General features: G+C 63.8%; 19 protein-coding genes. 15 read left to right on the top strand and 4 right to left on the bottom strand.

What is annotated here, in order from left to right:
• Positions 1-70: 70 nt before the first annotated feature.
• Positions 71-2218 carry a fatty acid oxidation complex subunit alpha FadJ gene (gene fadJ, locus MUW49_RS07790; protein ID WP_244812581.1) on the bottom strand — a complete coding sequence of 716 codons (2148 nt, stop codon included), beginning with the start codon at positions 2216-2218 and terminating at the stop codon, positions 71-73.
• Entirely contained in the window at positions 2218-3528 is a 1311-nt protein-coding gene (gene fadI / locus MUW49_RS07785; protein WP_010674668.1) for an acetyl-CoA C-acyltransferase FadI, read from the bottom strand. The genes fadJ and fadI overlap by 1 nt, the downstream gene beginning before the upstream one ends.
• A 183-nt stretch (positions 3529-3711) precedes the next feature.
• Here fadI and MUW49_RS07780 point away from each other — a divergent pair, with 183 nt between their 5' ends.
• The 11 genes from MUW49_RS07780 (at position 3712) to MUW49_RS07730 (ending at position 15999) form a co-directional block, all read left to right on the top strand.
• Positions 3712-4662 (top strand): MoxR family ATPase, encoded by a 951-nt coding sequence (locus tag MUW49_RS07780; protein WP_010674667.1) that lies wholly within the window; start codon positions 3712-3714, stop codon positions 4660-4662.
• A 28-nt stretch (positions 4663-4690) separates the two neighbouring features.
• Complete coding sequence (locus MUW49_RS07775; RefSeq protein WP_010674666.1) at positions 4691-5581, top strand: DUF58 domain-containing protein; 891 nt, start codon at positions 4691-4693, stop codon at positions 5579-5581.
• A complete protein-coding gene (locus MUW49_RS07770; protein ID WP_109422669.1) occupies positions 5566-6123 on the top strand; it encodes a DUF4381 family protein in 558 nt (185 codons plus the stop codon). Before MUW49_RS07775 ends, MUW49_RS07770 begins: the two co-directional genes overlap by 16 nt.
• On the top strand, positions 6120-7082 hold the full coding sequence (locus MUW49_RS07765) for a VWA domain-containing protein (protein ID WP_010674664.1): 963 nt from the start codon (positions 6120-6122) through the stop codon (positions 7080-7082). The genes MUW49_RS07770 and MUW49_RS07765 overlap by 4 nt, the downstream gene beginning before the upstream one ends.
• Before the next feature lie 21 nt (positions 7083-7103).
• Positions 7104-8555, top strand: a complete 1452-nt coding sequence (locus MUW49_RS07760) for a tetratricopeptide repeat protein (protein ID WP_244812579.1) — start codon at positions 7104-7106, stop codon at positions 8553-8555.
• Positions 8556-8617: 62 nt separating this feature from the next.
• A complete protein-coding gene (locus MUW49_RS07755) occupies positions 8618-10096 on the top strand; it encodes a BatD family protein (RefSeq protein WP_102949314.1) in 1479 nt (492 codons plus the stop codon).
• A 30-nt stretch (positions 10097-10126) separates the two neighbouring features.
• Positions 10127-10717: a sigma-70 family RNA polymerase sigma factor gene (locus MUW49_RS07750; RefSeq protein ID WP_029314498.1), complete on the top strand. Its 591-nt coding sequence runs from the start codon at positions 10127-10129 to the stop codon at positions 10715-10717.
• The gene (locus MUW49_RS07745; RefSeq protein ID WP_010674660.1) at positions 10710-11453 is read left to right on the top strand and encodes a DUF3379 domain-containing protein; all 744 of its coding nucleotides are present in this window, start codon (positions 10710-10712) and stop codon (positions 11451-11453) included. The genes MUW49_RS07750 and MUW49_RS07745 overlap by 8 nt, the downstream gene beginning before the upstream one ends.
• A 408-nt stretch (positions 11454-11861) precedes the next feature.
• Entirely contained in the window at positions 11862-13133 is a 1272-nt protein-coding gene (locus tag MUW49_RS07740) for an outer membrane protein transport protein (protein WP_010674659.1), read from the top strand.
• Positions 13134-13384: 251 nt separating this feature from the next.
• Positions 13385-14641 (top strand): outer membrane protein transport protein, encoded by a 1257-nt coding sequence (locus MUW49_RS07735; protein ID WP_010674658.1) that lies wholly within the window; start codon positions 13385-13387, stop codon positions 14639-14641.
• Between the two features lie 116 nt (positions 14642-14757).
• On the top strand, positions 14758-15999 hold the full coding sequence (locus tag MUW49_RS07730; protein ID WP_010674657.1) for an EAL domain-containing protein: 1242 nt from the start codon (positions 14758-14760) through the stop codon (positions 15997-15999).
• A gap of 61 nt (positions 16000-16060) precedes the next feature.
• On the opposite strand, the gene MUW49_RS07725 is transcribed toward MUW49_RS07730, so the two are convergent.
• Positions 16061-17227, bottom strand: coding sequence for a thiolase family protein (locus tag MUW49_RS07725; protein ID WP_010674656.1), 1167 nt, complete (start codon positions 17225-17227; stop codon positions 16061-16063).
• 132 nt (positions 17228-17359) lie between these two features.
• Between MUW49_RS07725 and MUW49_RS07720 the strand changes: the two genes are divergently transcribed.
• Positions 17360-17758: a MerR family DNA-binding transcriptional regulator gene (locus MUW49_RS07720; protein WP_010674655.1), complete on the top strand. Its 399-nt coding sequence runs from the start codon at positions 17360-17362 to the stop codon at positions 17756-17758.
• A gap of 107 nt (positions 17759-17865) precedes the next feature.
• Here MUW49_RS07720 and MUW49_RS07715 read toward each other — a convergent pair whose 3' ends face one another.
• Positions 17866-19110 carry a dicarboxylate/amino acid:cation symporter gene (locus MUW49_RS07715; protein WP_029314496.1) on the bottom strand — a complete coding sequence of 415 codons (1245 nt, stop codon included), beginning with the start codon at positions 19108-19110 and terminating at the stop codon, positions 17866-17868.
• Between the two features lie 268 nt (positions 19111-19378).
• Here MUW49_RS07715 and MUW49_RS07710 point away from each other — a divergent pair, with 268 nt between their 5' ends.
• The 3 genes from MUW49_RS07710 (at position 19379) to MUW49_RS07700 (ending at position 22857) form a co-directional block, all read left to right on the top strand.
• The gene (locus MUW49_RS07710) at positions 19379-19663 is read left to right on the top strand and encodes a pyrimidine/purine nucleoside phosphorylase (RefSeq protein WP_010674653.1); all 285 of its coding nucleotides are present in this window, start codon (positions 19379-19381) and stop codon (positions 19661-19663) included.
• 156 nt (positions 19664-19819) lie between these two features.
• On the top strand, positions 19820-21202 hold the full coding sequence (locus MUW49_RS07705) for an L-serine ammonia-lyase (RefSeq protein ID WP_010674652.1): 1383 nt from the start codon (positions 19820-19822) through the stop codon (positions 21200-21202).
• Positions 21203-21486: 284 nt separating this feature from the next.
• The gene (locus MUW49_RS07700; protein WP_039039104.1) at positions 21487-22857 is read left to right on the top strand and encodes an L-serine ammonia-lyase; all 1371 of its coding nucleotides are present in this window, start codon (positions 21487-21489) and stop codon (positions 22855-22857) included.
• The last annotated feature ends 184 nt before the right edge of the window (positions 22858-23041 follow it).

Genomic DNA, 23041 nt, shown 5'->3' with positions numbered 1-23041 from the left:
GAAAGTTACGCCCAACAAAAAGCGAGGCGACCTTGGGGTCGCCTCGCTCGATGTATGCCGTCGAGAGCCATCAGTAGAAGGTCTGCTGCTCCGCCGCCATCGCTTTCAGCCGCGCACAGGGGGCGAAGCGGTCGCCAAAGCGCTTCTGATGGTGCTCAAGACGCCCCACCAGATAGTCGATGCCGAGGCTGTCCATGTAGCGGAACGGACCGCCCAGGAAGGGGGGGAAGCCGATACCGAAGATGGCGCCGATGTCGCCATCCCGGGCCGAGGCCACCACGCCGCCATCCAGGGCCATGGCAGCTTCGTTGAGCATCAGCAGCACGCAGCGCTCGGCGATCTCCTGCCTGGCCAGTTTGGCCTGGGGCTTGACGCCCAGCACGTCGTAGACGCTCGCGTCCACCGTCTTCTTGCCCTCCTTGCCGGTGAGCTTGTTGCGCGGGGCCGCCTTGCCATAGAGATAGAAGCCCTTGCCGTTCTTGCGCCCCTTGCGATCGTCTTCCAGCAGCTTGTCAAACGCCTTGGGGGCCTGGAACTGCTCACCACCCAGCTCCTTTTCGAGGATGGGGGAGATCTTGGCCCCCACGTCGATCCCCACCTCGTCCAGCAGGGTGATGGGCCCGACCGGGAAACCGAAGTCGAGCAGAGCGCCGTCCAGTACCTCCACCGGCTCCCCTTCCAGCACCAGGCGCGCCGCCTCGTTCATGTAGGGCGCCAGGATGCGGTTGACGTAGAAGCCCGCCTCGTCCTTCACCACGATGGGGGTCTTGCCCTGGGCCCGGGCGAAGGCCAGGGTGGTGGCCACCGTCTCGGCGCTGGTACCCGCGTGGGGAATGATCTCGGCGAGCGGCATCTTGTCCACCGGGCTGAAGTAGTGCAGCCCTACCACCCGCTCCGGATGCGTCGCCGCCGAGGCGATCTGGTGGATGGGCAGGGAGGAGGTGTTGGAGGCAAACACGGTGTGCTCGCTGCACTCGCGCTCCACGTCCTGCACCATCTGGTGCTTGAGGTTGATCTCCTCGAATACCGCTTCCACCACCATGTCCACCCGGTGGAAACCGGAATAGTCCAGGGTGCCGGTGAGCAGGCTCATCTGTTTCTCCAGCTCGCTGCGCAGCAGTTGGCGACGCTTGAGCTTCCTCGCGAGAAGGTCGTAGCTGTAACGCATGGCATTGCCGATGCCGGCGTTCGCCACATCCTTGATCCGCACCGGTACCCCCGCCTTGGTGGCGGTGACGAAGGCGATGCCGCCCCCCATCAGGCCGCCCCCCAGCACGGCGGCATGACCCACCTTGCGTGGCTCGGCCCCCTGATAGCTCACCTCTTTTTTCATCTCCGTGGTGGCGAAGAAGAGGGAGCGCAGGGCGGCGGATTCCGGCGTCATCACCAGCTCGCCGAAGTGGCGAGCCTCGGCCTGCAGGCCGGCCTGCATCCCCTCCTCCACGCCGATGCGCACCACCTCGATGATGCGCTCCGGCGCCGGGTAGTTGCCCCGGGTCTTGGCCTTGACCCCCTTGCGGGCCTGATCGAACAGCACCTTGCGACCAAATTTGTTGGTCTCCAGCACCTTGCCCTGCAGATCCCGTTTCAGGTGGTGGCGCGGCTTGCCCTTCTTGGCAAGCTTGATGGCGGCTTCCAGCAAAATGGACGGGGGCACCATGTCATCCACCAGCCCGAGCTTCCTGGCCTGTTTGGCCCGCACCTGCTTGCCGGTCAGCATCAGATCCAGTGCCTTGGCCACCCCGATGAGGCGCGGCAGGCGCTGGGTACCGCCGGAGCCCGGCAGCAGGCCGAGCTGCACTTCCGGCAGGCCCAGCACGGTTTTACCGTGATCGGTCACCACCCGGCCATGACAGGCGAGCGCCAGCTCCAGCCCGCCGCCAAGGCAGTGGCCGTGAATGGCGGCGATCACCGGGATCCCCAGGGTTTCGATCTCGGCGAACACGTCCTGTCCGGCCCGGGACAGCGCTTCGGCATCCTGGGCGCTGGTGCAGGCCGCCAGCATGGCGATGTCGGCCCCGGCAACGAAGGAGTCCTTCTTGCCCGAGACGATCACCAGACCGATCAGATCCCCGTTCCCCTTTACCTCGGCCAGCAGAGTGCGGATCTCGTCCGCAAAGGAGGCCTTCAGGGTGTTCATGCTCTCACCGGGCACATCCATGGTGAGGATGCCGATGCCGTCTTTGCGAATATCCAGAGAAAAAGTCTTGGCACTCATCATTCCACCTCCAGCACCATGGCCACACCCAGCCCACCCGCCGCACAGGCGGTGTTGAGCCCCAATCCCCCACCCCGGCGCCGCAGTTCATGCAGGGTCTGGGTGATCATGCGCGCCCCGGTGGCGGCAAAGGGGTGACCAAAGGCCAGCGAGCCGCCGAGCACGTTGAACTTCTCCATGTCCACCTCGCCGATGGCCTGATCCCGGCCCAGCTTGTCACGGGCAAATTCGGCGCTTGCAAACATCTTGAGGTTGGCGAGCGTCTGGGCAGCAAAAGCTTCGTGCATGTCGATGAGGGTGAGATCCCCAAGGGTGATGCCGGCACGGTCCAGCGCCAGCGGCGTGGCATAGGAGGGGCCCATCAGCATGTCCTGCCAGACATCGATGGCGGAAAACGCGAAGCTGCGGATGTAACCCAGCGGTTCCAGACCCAGCTCGCGGGCCCGCCCTTCACGCATCATCAGCACGGCGGCGGCGCCGTCGGTGAGCGGGGTGGCGTTGGCGGCGGTCACCGAGCCGTGAGCCCGGTCAAACACCGGTTTGAGCTTGGCGTAACTCGCCAGATCGGAGCTTTCGCGGATGTTGTTGTCCCGTTCCAGCGGCGACTTGTAGGGGGGCACGTGGGCGGTGAACACCTCGCCACTCAATTTGCCCTGGGCCCAGGCTTCGGCCGCCAGGGTGTGGGAGCGGTGGGCCAGCGCATCTTGCGCCTCGCGGCTGATCTGGTGGGTCTTGGCCATCTGCTCGGCGGTCTGCCCCATGGAGAGACCGGTGGAGTACTCGGCCACGGCCGGGGGCACCGGCAGCAGGTCCTTCAGGCGCAGACGGCGCAGAATATTGAAACGCTGCTGGAGGTTGCGCGCCTTGTTGAGATCCACCAGGGCGCGGGCCAGAGACTTGCTGACCCCGATGGGCAGCACGGAAGAGGAGTCGGCACCGCCGGCGATGGCGATGTCCACCGTGCCGGCCATGATGGATTCGGTGACATTGGCCACCGCCTGGAAACTGGTGGCGCAGGCGCGCGACACGCTATAGGCATCGGTGCTGACGCTCATGCCAGTGCCAAGCACGATCTCCCGGGCGATGTTTGGCGCTTCCGGCATCTGCACCACCTGGCCGAACACCAGCTGGTCGATGAGCTTGGGGTCGAGATCGGTGCGGGCGAGCATCTCGCTCACCACCAGTTTGCCCAGATCCACCGCAGGCACGCCGTGAAAAGCGGTGGCCTGCTTGGCAAAGGGGGTGCGCAGACCCGCCACGACGGCTATCCGTTCGCCCTGGCGAGTCGTCAGTTTCAATGGCTGTTTCATCCTGGCTCCTTGGGTTAAAAAGGCAGAGGTCTGACCTCATTGCGCCACATCTTAACAATCCAATCACAACTTTCATACGGCTGATTGAAACTAAATTGTCCCCATCTTGCCACCCTCCCTCGCCCTTGTGAGCCAACTGGGGTATAAAAAGATCAACTTCCATAAAAACAACGGGTTTATCGCATGGCAGCGGCCGAGTTCAGAGCACTTGGAGACTATCTGGGCAGCCAGATCCTGGGACAGGGCCCCCTCATCGAGGGGCTGCTGATCGCCCTGTTATGTGAAGGACATGTGCTGATCGAGGGGGCCCCCGGTCTTGCCAAGACCCGGGCGGTCAAGGCGCTGGCCGGTGCCGTGGAGGGGCGCTTTGCCCGTATCCAGTTCACCCCGGATCTGCTCCCTGCCGATCTCACCGGCAGCGAGGTCTTCCATCCCCAGGATGCGAGTTTCGTGTTTCAACCCGGCCCCCTGTTCAATCACCTGGTGCTGGCGGACGAGATCAACCGGTCGCCGGCCAAGGTGCAATCCGCCCTCTTGGAGGCCATGGCCGAGCACCAGATCACCGTGGGCAAGAAGAGCTGGCGCCTGCCCTCCCTCTTCATGGTTGCCGCCACCCAGAACCCCATCGAGCAGGAAGGGACCTATCCCCTGCCGGAGGCCCAGCTCGATCGCTTCTTGCTCAAGCTGCTGGTGGATTACCCCAGCCCCGCCATGGAGCTGGCCATCCTCCAGCTCAACGCCCGCGGCGACGCCCTGCCAACGCCGCCGGTCACCCTCAGCCAGTCCGACCTGCTGGAAGCCCGCACCGCCGTTCAAGGGGTACAGATGCAGGGGCGCCTCGAGCACTATCTGGTGCAGCTGGTGTGCGCTACCCGCCCCGGCAGCGGCCTGTGCCCCGAGCTAGACCCCCTGGTCGCGGTGGGGGCCAGTCCCAGAGCCAGCATCGGCCTCGCAAGAGCCGCACGGGCCCGGGCCTGGCTCGTCGGGCGCGACTTCGTGCTGCCCGAAGACATCCAGCAACTGGCGCCTGCCGTGCTGCGCCACCGCCTCATCCCGAGTTATCAGGCGCTGGCGGACAACCTCGATAGCGAGGCGCTCATCACCCTGCTGCTGAATGCCATCCCATGCCCCTGAGCCGACCCCCACAGGCAGCCCTGTCGCCATGACCCCCGTCGCCGAGCCCCGGGATCACCCCGACATCGCCCTCCCCCTCGAGCGGCTGCTGGCGGTGCGCCTCTGGACCCGCCAGGGCGAGCGTGCCCGCATTCATCAGGCGGCCCAAGGGCGTATCGGGCGCCAACCCGGGCTCCATTTCAGGGAGCTTCGCCTCTATCAGGCCGGTGACGAGGTACGCCACATCGACTGGCGGGTCACCGCCCGCCTCGGCCGCCCCCACACCCGCCTCTACGGGGAAGAGCAGGATCAGGCCCACTGGTTGCTGCTGGATCTCTCACCCGCCATGTACTTTGGCTCCCGCGCCCAGCTCAAGGCCCGCCTTGGCTGCGAGCTGGCCGCCGCCCTGCTCTGGCAGGGGGAGAAACAGGCCAATACCTTGATCTGCCAAGGCGCAGTCCCCCACACAGAGCACCAGCGCGGCTCTCTCATGCCTCTGCTGGAAGCGCTCTGCCGCCATTACGAGGCTGGGCTGGATCGCGCCCCCCCGCCCTGGACGCTGGCCCAGACCCTGGCACGACTCACCCTGCCCCACGGGGCCAGATTGACCCTGATAAGCCATCACCAGGCACCGGACAAGGCCCTCTGCCAGCAGTTGCAACGCCTTCGCCCGCGCCACGATATCCACTACTGGCAAATCCGCGATCCCCTGGAAGCCGCCCTGCCCGAGCAGGGGCAGCTGGCAGTGCAGGCAGGCAGACACAGCGGTTGGCTCGCGGGAGAAGATCCCCGCTTTCGCGCCCGCTATCAGAGGGCGGCCGACGAACAGGCCGAGGCCTGTCGCCAGCAGTTGCTGCCCCTGGTGACGCGCCTCTATCGCCTCGACAACGGCGCCACCCTGCAACGCCAGTGGCAGGAGGGCGGATGCCGTCTGTTTTGAGGGGGGAGCAGGGCGTGCCCGCACCGGATGCATATCGCCAGCCCTCGTCCAGCGAGTCCTTGCAAGCCATCCGTGCCGAGCTGCGTGACATCCACCAAGGCCCCGCTCTCGAGCCTGCACAGGATCCTCGCCTGATGGCCCTCGGGGGGCTGCTGATCGCGGCGATCGCCGCTTGCCTGATCGCCACGACGGCCCTCACCCTGTTGCGCCAGCGCCGCTGGGCGCACCGGATAGACTGGCAGGCAGACGATCTCGTCCCCAGGCTGCAGGATGCCCTGCGAGAAGCGGCCATGGCCCGCTGGCCCGAGGCGGCCCCCCTGCAAGGGGAGGCCTGGCTCGCCTGGCTGGACAGCAAGGGGGGGAGCGATTTTTCCCGGTTTGCCGCCCAGTGGCCACTCTGGCTCTATGGGGGCAGCGTGCCCGATGAGGCGCAGCGCAAAAGATTGCGTCTCGCCTATCTCGCCTGGGGGCGACGCTGCGTCAGTGCGCCGCGATTCCCGGCAAGCAAGCGGGGGGCACCTCCCCCGGAGGGTACGCGATGATCCTCGCCTGGCCCTGGTTTTCCCTCGCCCTCGCCCTGCCGCTACTGGTGCGCTTCGGCCTGCCTCCCATGAAGGGGCGCAAGGGAGGAAACCGGCTCGTTCACGGAGGTTTTCCCCTGCTCCAGCCCCAGGCGGGGCAGCCCTTGTGGCGCATGATGCTCTGCTGGTGCGCCCTGGTACTGGCCCTGTGCCGCCCCCAGTGGCAGGAGCCCCCGATCATTCACTACCAGAGCAGCCGGGACCTCATCCTGGCGGTGGATCTCTCCGACAGCATGCGCACCCAGGACATGCTGGATGACGGAGAGCAAACGGACAGGCTTGCCGCGGTGCGCCAGCAGATAAGCAACCTTGTCGCCTCCCGCCCGGGGGATCGCATCGCCCTCGTCGTCTTTGCCGATCACGCCTATCTGCTCTCCCCCCTCACCCAGGAGACCGGGGCTCTGCTCACCCTGGCCAGGGAACTCGACTTCGATCTGGTGGGGCGCACCACGGCCCTGGGGGAAGCCATCCTGCTGGCACGCCAGCACGCCGACCCCACCCGCCCCACCGCTCTGCTGCTGGTGACGGACGGGCGCAATACCTCGGGCAATGCGGATCCCCTGACCGAGGCCAGGCTCGCCGCCAAAGCCGGCATCCGTCTCTATACCCTGGGGGTGGGCGCCGACCCCGACACCTTCGCCGCGCCCGCAGGGGACGCCGATCCCAGTGCCGAACTGGATGAAGCCCTGTTGCAGCAGCTGGCGACACTGGGAGGAGGCCGCTATTTTCGCGCCCGCAACCGGGGCGATCTCGCCGCCATCAACCAGGCCATCGACACCCTGGAGCCCCTCGCCCGGCCCCAGACCCTCTCCCGGCCCCACCAGGAGCTCTACCCCTGGCCACTGGCCCTGGCCTGGCTGCTGCTCTGCTGGCCAGCCCGCTGGCGCAGCCCGCTGTCACACAGGCCATCCCATGAATAGGCAGGCCATGATGGTGGCACCATGGAGCTGATCTTGCTGCGCCCCCTCTGGTTGCTGGCCCTGCTCCCCTGGCTGTGGCAGGGGTGGCGCCGCCGCCGCGATCCCGGCTTGCTCTCCCCGGCCATGCAGGCCTATCTGCTGCCGAGCCGCTATCGGGCCATCCCCTGGCGCTGGCTTGCCTGTCTGCCGGTGATCCTGGCGCTCTCGGGCCCCGCCCTGCGCCAGCAGAGTCTCCCCATGCCGAGCCCGGCCCTTGATATCTGGCTGCTGGATCTCTCCGACTCCATGCTGGCACAGGATCTGGCGCCGGACCGGGCAACCCGGGTGAGACTGGGATTGCAGGAGATGCTGGCCGACATAGCGCGGCAGGACGCGGCCCATCCCATCGCCCTCATCCTGTTTGCCGGGGATGCCTACCTCGCCATGCCTCCCACCCGGGATCATCAGGCCATCGCCCTGCTGCTGCCGGACCTGCGCCCGGCCATCATGCCTGTCCAAGGCAGCGCCCCCGAGCGCGCCGTTGCCCTGGCCCTCACCCTGATCCCGCCGGGCCAGTCCGCCCGTCTGCTGCTCGTGACCGACGGCCTCTCCGGGACAGCGCGCGATCGCATCGCCGCCCTCTTGCCCTGCCTCAACGACCTGTTCTGCAAGGCAGGCTCAGCCCCGCGGCTCGACATCCTGCTGGCCAGCGGGGGCAAGGAGACCCGGCTGCCCGGCGTGGCTGCAGAGCGCTGGCAGCTCGGCAGCCCGATCGGCCACACCTTGCCGGCGCCCGACGAGGAGGCCATGACCGCCCTTGCCGCCAGTACCGGAGGCAGGCTGGCCTGGCTCGATTCCGGCCTGCCCCGCTTTGCCCCCCTGCCCATGGGCCAGGCCCTGACGCAGGGGCAATCCCGGGATCTCGGCCCCTGGCTGCTCATCCCCTTGCTCCCCCTGGCGCGGATCGGCGCCCACTGGCTGCTGGTGATCCTCGTCATTGGCTTCGCGCCCCCTTCCCTGCAGGCGGCCTCCCGACAAGATGAAGCAGGCTGGCAGGCTTATCGCCAGGGACACTATCGGGAAGCGGCCAACGCCTTCCAGGATCCGGTCTGGCAAGGCAACGCCTGGTATAGATCCGGGGATTACGCCAGGGCCGTCGCCGCCTATGGCAGGGCAAACAGCGCCACCGCCCACTACAACAGGGGCAATGCCCTGGTCTGGCTCGGGGATCTTGCCGCCGCGGAGCAGGCCTATCTGAGCGCCCTTCGCCTTGAACCTGGGCACAGGGATGCCTTGCACAATCTGGCCCTGCTGCGGGCCAACCCGCCGCAGACAACGCCCTCGGCAAATACCCCGGCGCAGGCCGACACTCCCGACCCCGCCCGCGCCTCAGAGGCTCCCCGCCCCCCGGCGCCCCCCGTGCTGCTGCTGGAGCAGCGTCTTCGCAAGGAGGCCCTGCGCCGCCCCCTGATCAAGGTGGAGGAGCCCTGGTGATCCTCGTGCTGCGCTTGCTCTCCCCCCGGATCGGCTGCTGGCTGCTGCTCGCCCTGTGCGCCATGCGGGTGCAGGCCGTCCCTGTCGAGGCCGAGCTGTTGCCGGGGGCGAGCGAGCGCGACTGGCTGCTCGTCATCGAGGCCGACGGGCTGCACCGCGATGAGGATCTCAACCTGCAACCGCTGCTGCGCCAGTTTGCGGTCGGGCGGGTCAGCATCCAGCGGGTCAGTGCCCAGAGCCGCAGCCTGACCCGCTGGCAGATCCCCCTGCACCTGCTCGATACCAGCCCGCGCCAGGTGCCCTCCCTGCCCCTTGGCGCCGATCTCACCCCCTCCCTGGCGGTACCGACACGTTCCCTGGACGACACCCTGATGCCGACACAAGACCCGGTATTCTCTCCGGTCGAGCTGCAGGCCCGGGTGCTCCATGAGGGGAATCTCTACCCCGGCCAGCCCTTCATCTATGAGCTGACCCTCTGGCTGCCAGCCAACCTGGAGGCCCCCAACCTCGGCGAGCCCATCACCCCGGCCTTTACCATTCGCCGCCTCGGCGAGGATCGCTGGGACTCTCCCGCCAGCCCCGGCCTGCCCGGGCGTCTCACGCGAAAATGGCTGCTGCAGGCCAAAGGGCCCGGACTCCATCCCGTCGAATCCCCCCGCTTTCAGGGGCGGTTGCCGCCCCAGGACGCGGCCGGTGCGACCGCGCCGGGCAACGCGGGGGATCTGCTGTCCGTCAGGGCGGCGACCCTCTTCATCAAGGTGGACAAGGCCCCCCTGGAGCCGGTGGCGAGCAGCCTGGTGCTGCGCCAGCAGTTCAGCCCGGCCCAGGCCAGGGTGGGTGAGCCGGTGATCCGCACCCTCACCCTGGTAATGGAAGGGGGGGATGGCAACCGCCAGCCCCCCTTGCCGGCCCCGCCCCTGCCCGCCGGCCTCTCCATGAAGCCGGACGGCGAGCAGCAACAGGAGCGATTCGTGGCCGAGGGGGCGCTTCGCTTCGAGCGCCAGTGGCGCCAGGCCCTGACCGCCGACGAGGCGGGGCGCTATGTGCTGCCCCCCCAGACCCTGCGCTGGTTCAACACCCAGAGCGGCCGCATCGAGGAGGCGCGCCTGCCCGCACATTCTCTGGTGTTCACGGCAAGGGAGAGCGCCACTCCCGCCTCCCCCGCACCAGGGGTCCAGTATCTCTATTGGGTGCTCCTGGCCATCCTGCTGCGGGCATTCATGCGCCGCTGGCCGCGCTGGCGCGCCTTCTATCGCCTGCAACGGGCCCTCGCCACGGGCTCTCCTGACGAGGCCAGGGAAACCCTGCTGACCTGGGCCGTCCTGCGCTGGGCCCCCCCCTGTCTTCATCTGGCCAGGCTGCCCTGTCACCGCGACCCCGCCATGGGGGCGCTGCTGGACGACCTGGATCGGGCCTGTTTTTCCCCCAAGCGAGTCCCTGGCGAACACCTGCCCAGACAGGCGCTCGCCAGGGAGTTGTGCACCTGGGAGAGCTTTGCGATAGCCTATGGTCTTCGAATACTGGCGTGGATGCGTGCATGATGCGCCCCTCATGAAACAGGACACCCCTTTATGGCGTTAGGTTTTTTCAGAAGAAAAAGGGCCGACACGGGAAAGGATCCCTGCACTTCTCCGGTCTATGGGGAGATGGCTGACAAACAAACCAAGTACGAAGCCCTGGTGCACGCCCTGCACGGGGACATCTACCGCTACGCCTACTGGCTGTGCCGGGATCCGCAAATCGCCGAGGATCTGGTGCAGGAGACTTTCCTGCGCGCCTGGAAGGCGATAGATACCCTGCTGGACGACAAGGCTGCCAAGGCGTGGCTCATCACCATATTGCGGCGGGAGAATGCCCGCCGCTTTGAGCGAAAGCAGTTCGATCTCGTCGACCTCGACGAGCACCCCCTACGGGATCAGGGTGTCCTGCCAAGCGAGCAGGAGATGGAGCACGAATGGCTCAGGCGTCACATCGCGCGCCTGCCTGCCGAGTATCAGGAGCCGCTGCTGCTGCAGGTTCTGGGGGGATTCAGCGGGGAGGAGATCGCCGAGCAACTCGGCCTGAACAAGAACACCGTCATGACAAGGCTGTTTCGCGCCCGCAACCAGATAAAAGAGGCCATGGAGTCTGCGAAACAACAGAGAGGACACACCAATGGATGAGCTTGAATTTCGCCGCCGGGCCATCACTCACCCCTCGGACAGGGATCCCGCCTTCTTGAAAGCCGCCGAGGCGTCACCGGCCAATCGCAAGCATCTGGACGAGATGCAGCAGCTCGAGCGCCAGGTGCGCAGCACTCTGGAAGTGGACGTACCAGCCGGTCTTGCGGAGCGGATCCTGCTCAGGCAGGCGATGGCAGCCGAAGAGGAGCAGGTGGTCCCGCTGCCCGTCACTCCTGCACGCACGCCATGGCGCGCTCTGGCCATCGCGGCCTCGGTCGCCTTCCTGCTCGGCATGAGCACCCGCTGGATCAGCTGGCCTGTGGCACCGGACACCCTGTCGCTGGCTCAGGTCGCCATGTCCCACGTTTATGGGGAAGAGCCCTTCATTCATGCGGTGGATGAGCGGGTCAGCCTGCACACCATCAACGCGAAAATGGAGAAATATGGCGCCACCCTGAGCGAGATGCCGGGCATGAAGGTAACCTATGTCAACCACTGCGCCTTCTACCAGGGACCGGCCCTGCACATGGTGCTGCAGGGCAAGATGGGACCGGTCACCCTGTTCCTCGTCCCCAAGCACCTGCCACTGACGATCCAGTCCGATTTTGCAGACGGGACCCTCAAGGGGGAGATTCTGCCGCTCAAGGGGGCCAACATGGTGCTCATCGGAGACATGCAGGAGCCCCTCGCCCCGGTTGCCCGCCAGCTTGAGTCACGCCTGCACTGGTCCATTTAACAGACCTTGACCCAGGCTGACTCGTCCTCCGCCTCAGCCACATCACAGGCAGACATCCTCATTGTCTGCCTGTTCATCCCCACATCCCCGCATGTTCCCGCCCATTGCCCGCGCGAAGTCACATTTCTACCATTTATTTTAAATGACGCAAACGGCACCATTTGTGCTTTATTTATCCAATAATAGATAAATCAGCCTAATAAAACGGCAAGTTAAAACAAATGATTAACACAATAGAAACTTTTATGTATTCTGCTGTCACTGGTCTGATTTCTTACCTCCTACCAGATCCATAGAATCACGCCAGCAATGAATGGGAAGAAGCTGACATAACAACAGATCATGTCGTCAATAGCCGCCAAAGAGCCGCGATGTCGACAGAAAATCTGCTTACAAAGAGAGAACACTATGACAACTGCCTTTTTCAAGAAAAGCCTGATCGCTGCGGCCGTGACCCTGGCCAGCACCCAGACCTTCGCCGCCGCGTTCCAGCTGAACGAGCACTCGGCCTCCGGTCTGGGTCGCGCCTTCGCAGGTGAAGCAGCCATCGCCGACAACGCGGCCGTGCTGTCCCGCAACCCGGCGGCCATGACCACCTTCGACAAGATGGCACTGTCTGTATCCGGCACCTATATCAAGCCCGACGTGGATGTGGCTGGCGACATCTATGCCGGCCCCACCAAGCTGGCTCCGTCCAGCGAAAGCGACATCGCCCCCGATGCCTTCGTGCCGGCCACCTACTTCATCCAGCCCCTGAATGATCAGTGGGCCTGGGGGATCGGCCTCTTCTCCAACTACGGCCTTTCCACCGAATATTCCAAGACCTTCGCGGCCGGTGCCGGCGCCGGTGACACCGAGCTGCTGACCTTCAACATCAACCCCAACATCGCCTATCGCATCAACTCCAGCTTCAGCGTCGGTGCCGGCATCAATGCCGTCTACGCCGCCGCCGAGCTGAACCGTTATGCCGGTGCGCTTTCCGCCGCCATTCCGGGCGCCAACTCCGATACCCGTCTGGCTCACCTGAAGGGCGACACCTGGGGCTTTGGCTGGAACGTCGGCACCCTGTACGAGATCAACGACAACAACCGTCTCGCCCTGACCTACCGCTCCCAGGTGGACTTGAGCTTTGACGGCGACTTCCAGGGTGCCACCTCCGGCAACCGCGTCGTCGATGGCAACCTGAAGCTGGATCTGCCGGCCCAGGCCGAGTTCGCAGGCTACCACCGCCTGAACCAGCAATTCGCTGTCCACTACTCCGTGAACTGGACCGACTGGAGCGCCTTCCAGGAGCTCAAGGCCACCAGCAGCAACTGCGCCGGCGGCGTGTGCCTGCAAAAAGACGAGAAGTTCAAGGACTCAGCCCGTTACGCCCTGGGCGGTACCTGGTACGTCAACCCGTCCTGGGAAGCCCGTATCGGCTTCGCCTACGACAACAGCCCCATCGAGCCGGAATACCGCAGCCTGAGCATTCCTGACTCCGACCGTATCTGGTACAGCGCCGGTGCCACCTACCACATCAATCCGGACATGAGCCTCGACTTCGGCATGGCCTATCTGGACGGTAAGGAAGTGGACGTGAACGAAGGCCTGCGCAACCACAGCGATGCGCTGCGCTGGAAGGGCACCTCCCACGGCAACGCCCTGCTGGCTTCCGCCCAGTTCAACATGAAATTCTGATTTTCATGTCATCATCGAGAGCGTCCCAGGGCGCTCTTTTTTTATCCAATTTCGCCAACTGAGCGCACAGCTGTAGTAAACAACTGTACTCTTTTCTTTTTTTATCAAACTGTTATGGGTATTTCTTTCAGCATTTAATCCCGTTTTGCCGCACGTTCCCCTCTCCCCGTTGCCTTGCTGGTCATACCATATAAAATCCCGGCCCCAACCGAATAACAGAATGAACACCCAGTTCATCCCGAGGAAAGACCATGCATCCGACGTTCAACCCCTCCCTCATAGCCCTCTTGCTGCTGTCGAGCCAGGTACAGGCTGCCGGCTTCCAGCTCGCGGAGCAATCCGCCACCGGCATGGGGCGTGCCTTCGCGGGTGAAGCCGCCATCGCCGACAATGCCAGCGTGCTCTCCCGCAACGCCGCCGCCATGACCCGGTTCGATACCCTGGCCTTCTCCGGCGGCGTCATCCACGTGCACCCCGACGTCAACATCGAGGGCACCACCCGGGTGCCTACCACCCTGGGGCCGGTCAGTCTGGATGCCGGAGCCCACGACATTGCGGGTGACGCCTGGGTGCCCAACGCCTATCTCATCGTGCCCCTCAGCGAGCAATGGCGCCTCGGACTTGCCGCCACCTCCTATTACGGACTCGGGGTCAAGATGCCGGACAACTACAACGCCGGTCACTTCGGCAACGTCTCCGACATCAAGACAGTGGATCTGGGGGCCTCCCTGGCCTATCGCATCAACCGCATCTGGTCCGTCGGGGCCGGTCTCTCCGCCATTCAGGGGGAAGGGGAAGTGGGCGGCACTTTCCCCTCCAACAACCAGATAGCCAAGCACCTGAAAGGGGATGGCTGGGCCATGGGCTGGAACCTGGGCACCCTGCTTGAGTTGTCGCAGGCAACCCGCGTCGGTCTCTCCTATCGCCACGACGTGACCCTGACCCTCTCCGGTGACGCCATCGGCATCGATCAAAGGGGCCAGCCCTTCACCGATACCGGCAGCCTGGATCTGCCCCTGCCCGCCACCGCCGAGCTGGCTCTGTTCCATCAGCTCACCCCGGCCCTGGCGCTGCATTCGAGCATCAACTGGACCAACTGGAGCAAGTTCGTGCAGCTCGAATCCGAGCTCGACCACCACGGCACCATGCACATCAAGGAGGAGCACTGGGAAGACAGTTGGCGCTATGCCCTGGGGATGACCTACCAGCTGGCCCCCCAGTGGCAACTGCGCTCCGGTATCGCCTACGACCGCAGCCCGGTCCCGGCGGATCGCCGCACCATCTCCATCCCCGACTCGGATCGGGTCTGGTACAGCGCTGGCGTGGGCTACCAGATTGACCGTCACCTCTCGCTGGATCTGGGGCTGACCCTGATCGACGGCAAGAAGGTGGACGTGAGCGAAACCATGCAGCTCAGGCCCGGCATCCCCCAGACCACCTCCACTTTCAATGGCACCTCGGAAGGGGATGCCTGGCTCGCCGGCCTGCAGCTCAACTACCTGTTCTGACACCCCGGGTTTCCTGACAAAGAGTATGCCAGTTGTTGACCTTCCCGACCGGTCGGCACTGGCATAGTGATCCGCTTCACCATAGAATCAAGCCTGTAACCATGGTGGAGAGATGCATGTATTCCTATGTAGCAAGGCAGCCCATTCTGGATCGGGAGTTGAACACCCAAGCCTATGAGCTGCTGTTTCGCGACAGCCTGGACAATGTATTTCCCTCCGTCTCCGCACAGCAGGCCACTTCCAGGCTGGTTGCCGAGCAGTTCTTGCAGCAGAACATCGATCAGCTCATCGGAGATCACCCCTGCTACATCAATTTCCCCCACTCCCTGTTGCTGGACGGATTGGCCGAGTGCCTCCCCCGTGACAAGGTGGTGATCGAGATCCTGGAGGATGCCGAGCCCGACGATGCGCTGCTGGAGAAAGTGATCCAGCTCTATGGGCTGGGCTATCGGTTGGCGCTGGATGACTTCACCATGGTCTCAGACTGGGACAGGTTCCTCCCCTACATCCATATCATCAAGTTCGACCTGCGCAGCACGCCGCAACCCTGCATCGAGCACTTCATGGCGAATCATCGCCACCTGCCCCTCACCTATCTGGCCGAGAAAGTCGAGGATCAGGCCGAGTTCGAGCGGATGAAGCAGCTCGGCGTCACCCTGTTCCAGGGATTTTTCTTCAGCCGCCCCCAGATGGTGCAACAGCCCACCATACCGCCGGCCCAACTAGTGGTGATGCAGCTGCTCGAGGTGGTCAATCAGACCGAACCGGATCTGGACAAGATTGAGCAACTGCTCAATCAGGATCTCACCCTCTCTCTCAAGCTGCTGCGCTACATCAACCACCTCAAGCGCTTCCCACAACCCATCGCCTCGTTTCGCCAGGCCGCAAGCTCCCTGGGGCACGCCCAGCTCAAGCGCTTCGTCGCCCTGATCGCCGCCACCAGTGCGGGAAGTGAAAAGAGCGCCGAACTCCACCAGATGTCCCTCATCAGAGCCCGGTTCTGCGAACTGCTGGCCCAGACCCATGCGCCCGCAGAGCAGGCACAGCAAGCCTTTGTCACCGGCCTCTTCTCCCTGCTGGACGTGCTCATGGGAGAACCGCTGGATCAGCTGCTCGGCTCCATTCCCCTGACCGATGACATTCGTGCCGCCCTGCTCACCCGCAAGGGCAAGCTCGGGTTCTACCTCGCGTTCTGTGAAGATTTCGAGAAAGCCGACTGGCAGCGGGTCGCCGCCAACACCGTCCGGCTCGGCCTCAACGAAGAGAAGGTCAGCCACCTCTATCTGAGCGCCACCGCCTGGGTCAACCAGCAGCTTCAGGCCATGGAAGCGCAACCGGTCCACTCCCGCCAGAAATGACAACGTCCCTCTTGAAGGGACGTTGTCATTTCATCAACCCGCAGCAATCTCACCCACGCATTCAGCCTGCCTCGATGGCGATGGCCGTTGCCTCCCCTCCCCCGATGCACAGGCTCGCCACCCCTCGTCTGAGCCCGCGGGCACGCAGGGCATGGATCAGGGTCACCAGGATGCGGGCGCCACTGGCGCCAAGAGGGTGCCCCAGCGCACAGGCCCCGCCGTTCACGTTCAACTTGTGATGGGGGATGCCGCACCCGGCCATCGCCAGCATGCTCACCATGGCGAATGCCTCGTTCACCTCGAACAGGTCCACCTCCTCCACCGACCAGCCCACCCGTGCCAGCAACTTGTCGATGGCGCCGACGGGGGCACTGGTAAACTCCGCCGGCAAGGCGGCGTGACTCTGGTAACCCACTACCCTGGCCAGCACCGGCAATCCGAGCCGGGCAGCGCTCTCGCCCCGCATCACTACCAGGGCTGCCGCCCCGTCCGAGATGGAACTTGCATTGGCCGCCGTGATGGTGCCGTGCTTGCTGAAGGCCGGCTTGAGGCCGCGGATCTTGTCGGGCCTGGCCTTGCCCGGTTGCTCATCCTCGGCCAGCAGCAGGGTGTGGTCAGCGGTCATGACGGGAGCCAGTTCCGCGGCAAATGCACCGCTGCGCTGCGCCGTCAACGCCCGCTCCAGGGAGGCGATGGCAAAGGCATCCATGTCGGCCCGGGTCAGTCCGCTGCGATCAGCACTCAACTGGGCGTAATGACCCATCAGATGGCCTTCGTAGGCATCCTGCAAGCCGTCCAGGAACATGTGATCGAGCACGCTCTGGTGCCCCATGCGAAAACCGCTGCGCGCCTTGTCCAGCAGATAGGGGGCGCGGCTCATGCTCTCCATGCCCCCCGCCACCACGACCTCGGCCTCCCCCAGGCGCAGGCTGTCCGCCGCCAGCATCACCGCCTTCATGCCGGAGCCGCACACCTTGTTGATGGTGGTACAGGGCACGCTGTCCGGCAGCCCACCCTTGAGCGCCGCCTGACGGGCTGGCGCCTGGCCGACCCCTGCGCTCAGCACGTTGCCCATATAGACCTCATTGACCTGCCCCCCCGTCATCCCGGCCTGCGCCAGCGCGGCGCGGATGGCGCAGGCGCCAAGCTCGGGGGCACCGAGCGCGCTCAGGGCCCCCTGGAAGGCCCCCATGGGGGTACGTTTGGCCGCCACAATCACGATATCCATCGATAGCACTCTCCTTGTTACATCGGGATAACATATGCCGCGACCGCGACGGGAACAAGACTTGCGAGGAAGTTGACGTTTGGGTAAGGTGCCAGCCTGCATTGACAACCAGATGGCAGCCAAGACAGCCCCATGACCAAATCCAGGGACGACACCCGCACCTTCAGCATCAGCGAACTGGCTCGCGAGTTCGATGTGACCACCCGCAGCATCCGCTTCTACGAGGATCAGGGCCTGCTCAACCCGACCCGCCAGGGACAGCACAGGATCTACAGCCGTCAGGACAGGGTGCGGCTCAAGCTGACCCTGCGTGGCAAGCGTCTGGGCTTCAGCCTCGCAGAGATCCGGGAGCTGTTCGACCTCTACGATGCGGACAAGAGCAGCCGCTCCCAGTTGCAGACCATGCTGGGGCTGGTGGCCGACAAGCGGGAGACCCTGCAGCAGCAGCTGGAAGATATCCAGATGGTCCTGCTGGAGCTGGAGGCGGCCGAACAGCGCTGCCGCCAGGCCCTGGCACACCTCTCCCCCTGAGGCACGCAGACGGGCGAGGCGAGCGGGGAACACCGCCAGCAAATAGACACAAATGAAAGAGGGAGGCTTGAAGCCTCCCTCTTGTCATGCATCGTGGACGACCGATATCAGGCCTCCTTGCTCCAGCGGTTCGGATCGTAATCCGGGCTGTAGCGATCGACGATGATGGCACAGGCCGCATCGCCGGTGATGTTCAGCGCGGTCCGGATCATGTCGAACAGACGATCCAGCGCGAACAGCAGCGGCAGACCCTCGATGGGAATCCCGGCCGCCAGCAGCACGGCAACCACCAGGAAGCTCGGGCCCGGCACACCGGCCTGACCGATGGCACCCAGGGTGGAGGTGACGATGATCGCCGCCCAGGCCCCCATGGAAAGATCGATGTTATAGACCTGGGCGAAGAAGATGGCGACCAGGCCGTAATAGATGGCGTTGCCGCTCATGTTGATGGTGGCGCCCAGCGGCAGCACGAAGGACGCGGTGGCGTTGGTCACCTTCAGATCGCGCTCGCAGGTCTCCATGTTGACCGGCAGGGTCGCCATGGAAGAGGCGGTGGAGAAGGCCACGATCTGCGGTTTCTTCATCGCGGAGAAGTACTTGCGTACCGGCGTGTTGGAGAAGAACGCGATCAGCAGCGGATAGACCACGAAGCCGAAGATGAGGATGGCGGCGATATAGACGACGAACAGCTTGAGCACTAGGGTCAGCACGTCGAAGCCGTAGGTGCCGATGGCGTCGGCCATCAGGCCGAAGACGCCGATGGGGGCGATCAGCATCACCTTGTTGATCATCCAGACGAAGGCGTCCACCAAGGTGTTGAGCCCGTCCACCAGCGGCTTGGCGCGCTCGCGGGGCTGCTTGGCCAGGGCGATGCCGAGGAACATGCAGAACACCAGGATCTGCAGGATGTTGGCCTCGTTCAAGGCGCTGAACACGTTGGTCGGGATCATGCCAAGCAGGGTGGCCACTGCATCGGGCAGTGCCCCCTTGTCGGCGTAGTCGCCGGAGAACATGGCCGCGGTGGCGCCAAAGTCAACACCCACACCGGGTTTGAACACCTGACCCATCACCAACGCCAGGAACACCGCCAGTGCGGAGGTGACGAGGAAGAAGGCGAGCGTGGTGACGCCAATCTTGCCAGCAGCGGGACTGGCCCCCAGGTTGGCGGCCCCGGACAGGATGGCCACCGCTACCAGCGGGATCACCAGCATCTTGATCAGCTGGATAAACAGGGTGCCGAGCGGCGCAAACACCGTGGCTTGCTCTCCCATGAGCGCCCCGACCAGCGCGCCCAGCACCATGGCCACCACTACCTGGAAGCCGATGCTTTTGATTAATCCTTTTGTTAACACAGAATGTTCCTTTATTTAGCAATTACTCACACTTTTACAGCGTAAATGACCACCCAGAGCGTCAAATCCTCTCCATTGCTCTGGCGGTGCGCTTTATCTCATATTTGCGCCCCGTTTTACATTAGAATCCGTTAACGAAATGCATTGATAACTTTATGAGAAAGTAAAACCTCAAAAGAGACACGGCTGTTTTTGCTCCTTTTACCATGACAACATCCAAAACAGTGTGCTACGTTGGCTCTGCAAACGTGCATACAGGGAAGAAAAGATGCTGAAAGTTAACGAGTATTTTGACGGAAATGTTAAATCCATCGGTTTCGAGCAAAAAGGCGAGAAAGCTACCGTTGGTGTGATGGAAGCGGGCGAGTACCTGTTCAATACCGCCGCCCCGGAGCGCATGACGGTGATCAAGGGCGCCCTCACCATCCAGCTGGCCGACGAAGATGAGTGGCACACCTACCAGCAGGGGGAATCCTTCGACGTGGCCGGTCACTCCTCCTTCAAGCTGGAAGTGAAGATCGCCTCCGCCTATCTGTGCGAGTTCCTCGACTGATGTATCACGGGCGCCATGGGATGCCGAGCGGCTCCCCCATGGCGCGTCTCTCCCGCGCCCATTTCCCTACCGCCATCACACCCCGCTATCTCCCCCCTTTTCAACGACTACAAAAAATTTACAATGTTTAGACGAAATCCATAATTGGAGTACGTCATGATCAGTGTCTTCGACATGTTTTCCATCGGGATAGGCCCCTCCTCCTCCCATACCGTGGGACCGATGCGGGCCGCCTGCGCCTTCATCCAGACCCTCAAAGCGAACGCACTCCTCTCCCGTACCGGACGCGTTGTCGTCGAGTGCTACGGCTCACTGGGCCAGACCGGCAAGGGGCACGGCACCGGCAAGGCCATCATCCTGGGACTGGCCGGATTTGAACCCGAATCCGTGGACATCGAGGCCATTCCCGCCTTCCTCGCCCAGGTAGAGCAGACCCAGACCCTCTGCCTGGGCGGTGAGCAACCCAGCGAATTTCCCCGCATCGGCGCCATCCTCTTCAACCGGCGCAAGACCCTTCCCGCCCACTCCAACGGCATGACATTGCGCGCCTATGAGGGTGACACCCTTGTGTTCGAGCAGACCTACTACTCCATCGGGGGCGGTTTCATCATCGAGGAGAGTCACTTCGCCAACGCCCGGGAAGAGGCGGCCCGCTTCGATGCCGCCCACCCCATCCCCTATCCCTTCGAGAGCGGCGCCGAACTGCTGGCCCAGTGCCAGGAGAGCGGCCTCTCCATCTCGGGGCTGATGCTGGCCAACGAGAAGGTGTTTCGCTCGGAAGCGGAGATCAAGGCCGGGCTTCGCAAGATCTGGCAGGCGATGCAGGGGTGTGTGGAGCGTGGCTGCAAGAGCGAGGGGGTGCTGCCAGGCGGTCTCAAGGTCAAGCGCCGGGCTCCCGCCCTCTATCGCCAGCTCTGTGGCGAGACCAATTTCAACAAGGATCCGCTGATGGTGATGGAGTGGGTGGATCTCTTTGCGCTGGCCGTCAACGAGGAGAACGCCGCCGGAGGCCGGGTGGTGACGGCGCCGACCAACGGCGCAGCGGGCATCATCCCCGCGGTGTTGCACTATTACGATCGCTTCGTGCGCAAGGTGGATGACGAGCTGCTGATGCAGTACTTCCTCACTGCCGCCGCCATTGGCATCCTCTACAAGAAGAATGCCTCCCTCTCGGGGGCCGAGGTGGGCTGTCAGGGCGAGGTCGGCGTGGCCTGCTCCATGGCCGCTGGTGCCCTGGCCGAGCTACTGGGCGCCAGCCCCGCCATTGTCGAGAACGCCGCCGAGATCGGCATGGAGCACAATCTCGGGCTGACCTGCGATCCCGTCGGTGGCCTGGTGCAGGTGCCCTGCATCGAGCGCAACGCCATGGGCGCAGTCAAGGCGATCAATGCCGCCCGCCTCGCCCTGCGCGGCACCGGCGAGCACAAGGTGTCGCTGGACAAGGTGATCAGAACCATGTGGGAAACCGGCAACGACATGAAGACCAAGTACAAGGAGACCGCACGGGGCGGCCTTGCCGTCAACATCACCGAGTGTTAAGCCGCTGTGATAAAGCCGCATATGGCACTCGAATACCCGGCATCGCCGGGTATTTTTTTGCAAAACGTTTGTCTGACGCTTAACAAAATGGATAACCATCAAAATAAATTTTATACTCGCGCCACGAATTCAACAAAAATAGATCTGTTTCAACTTTTTTTAGGCATTGAACCGTTACACTGTGGTTATCCGGTTCCCTGGCCTTTGTGACGACAGACCCGTCCCATGGATCCCTTTTCTGCGAGTGGGCATGGCGCCCCCTTCTACCCTGAGGTAATTGTTACATGATCAGCGTTTTTGATATCTTCAAAATCGGTGTTGGCCCCTCCTCTTCCCACACTGTCGGCCCCATGAAGGCAGCCAAACAGTTCGTGGATGAACTGCGTGCTGGCGGCAAGATCCGTGACATCACCCGGATCCAGGTCGATGTCTATGGCTCCCTCTCCTGGACCGGCAAAGGCCACCACACGGATACCGCCATCATCATGGGTCTGGCGGGCAACCTGCCAGAGAACGTCGACATCGACGCCATCCCCGAATTCATCTCCCGCGTGGAGCAGACCGGTCGTCTGCCCATCGGCCTGCACTGCCACACCGTCAGCTTCCCCAAGGGCGCCATGATCTTCCATGACGAGGCCCTGCCCCTGCACGAAAACGGCATGAGGCTGACCGCCTTCATCGAAGATGACGCCGTCTACAGCAAGACCTACTACTCCATCGGCGGTGGCTTCATCGTCGACGAAGAGAACTTTGGCAAGGGTGACAGCGGCGACATGTCCGTCAGCTATCCCTTCAAGAGTGCCGCCGAGCTCATCGCCCACTGCAGCCAGAGCGGTCTCTCCATCTCCGCCCTGATGATGGAAAACGAGAAGTGCTTCAACACCCCGGAAGAGATCTACAAGAAGCTCGGCAAGATCTGGACCACCATGCGGGAAGGGATCGAGCGCGGCTGCCGCACCGAGGGCGTCCTCTCCGGCCCGCTGCGCGTACCGCGCCGCGCCGCGCCGCTCTACCGCCAGCTGACCACCAACGAGAACCTCTCCAACGATCCCATGAACATCGTGGACTGGGTCAACATGTTCGCCCTGGCGGTGAGTGAAGAGAACGCCGCCGGTGGCCGCGTCGTCACCGCGCCGACCAACGGCGCCGCCGGCATCATCCCGGCCGTGCTGGCCTACTACGACAAGTTCATCCAGCCGGTGGGCCGCGACGAGTACACCCGCTTCTATCTGGCCGCTGCCGCCGTCGGCATGCTCTACAAGATGAACGCGTCCATCTCCGGCGCCGAAGTGGGCTGCCAGGGTGAAGTGGGCGTCTCCTGCTCCATGGCCGCCGCCGGCCTGACCGAGCTGATGGGCGGCAGCCCCGAGCACGTCTGTGAAGCCGCCGAGATCGGCATGGAACACAACCTGGGTCTGACCTGCGACCCGGTGGCCGGCCAGGTACAGGTACCCTGCATCGAGCGCAACGCCATCGCCGCCATGAAGGCGGTCAACGCCTCCCGCATGGCCCTGCGTCGCACCTCCAAGCCGCGCGTGTCGCTGGACAAGGTGATCGAGACCATGTACATCACCGGCAAGGACATGGACTCCAAGTACCGCGAGACCTCCCGCGGTGGCCTGGCCATCAAGGTGATGCAGGTTGCCTGCGACTAACGCCGAGTCGCGATGACATGAAAAAAGCGGGATATATTCCTAATGCCGATCAGTTAAGGATCCATTGACCGATCCTCAGGCTGTGTAAGAATCCGAAACTCCTTGTTGGGTTTCGGATTTTTTTATGCGTATCGACCAAGCTCTCGACTTCATTCACGCCTGTCCTCCCGGAAAGTTTGAGTCC

The organism is Aeromonas sp. LsrichE-8G (assembly GCF_022869435.1).
In the GTDB taxonomy this organism is placed as follows: domain Bacteria; phylum Pseudomonadota; class Gammaproteobacteria; order Enterobacterales; family Aeromonadaceae; genus Aeromonas; species Aeromonas caviae.
This window is presented reverse-complemented; position numbering and strand designations above follow the sequence as displayed.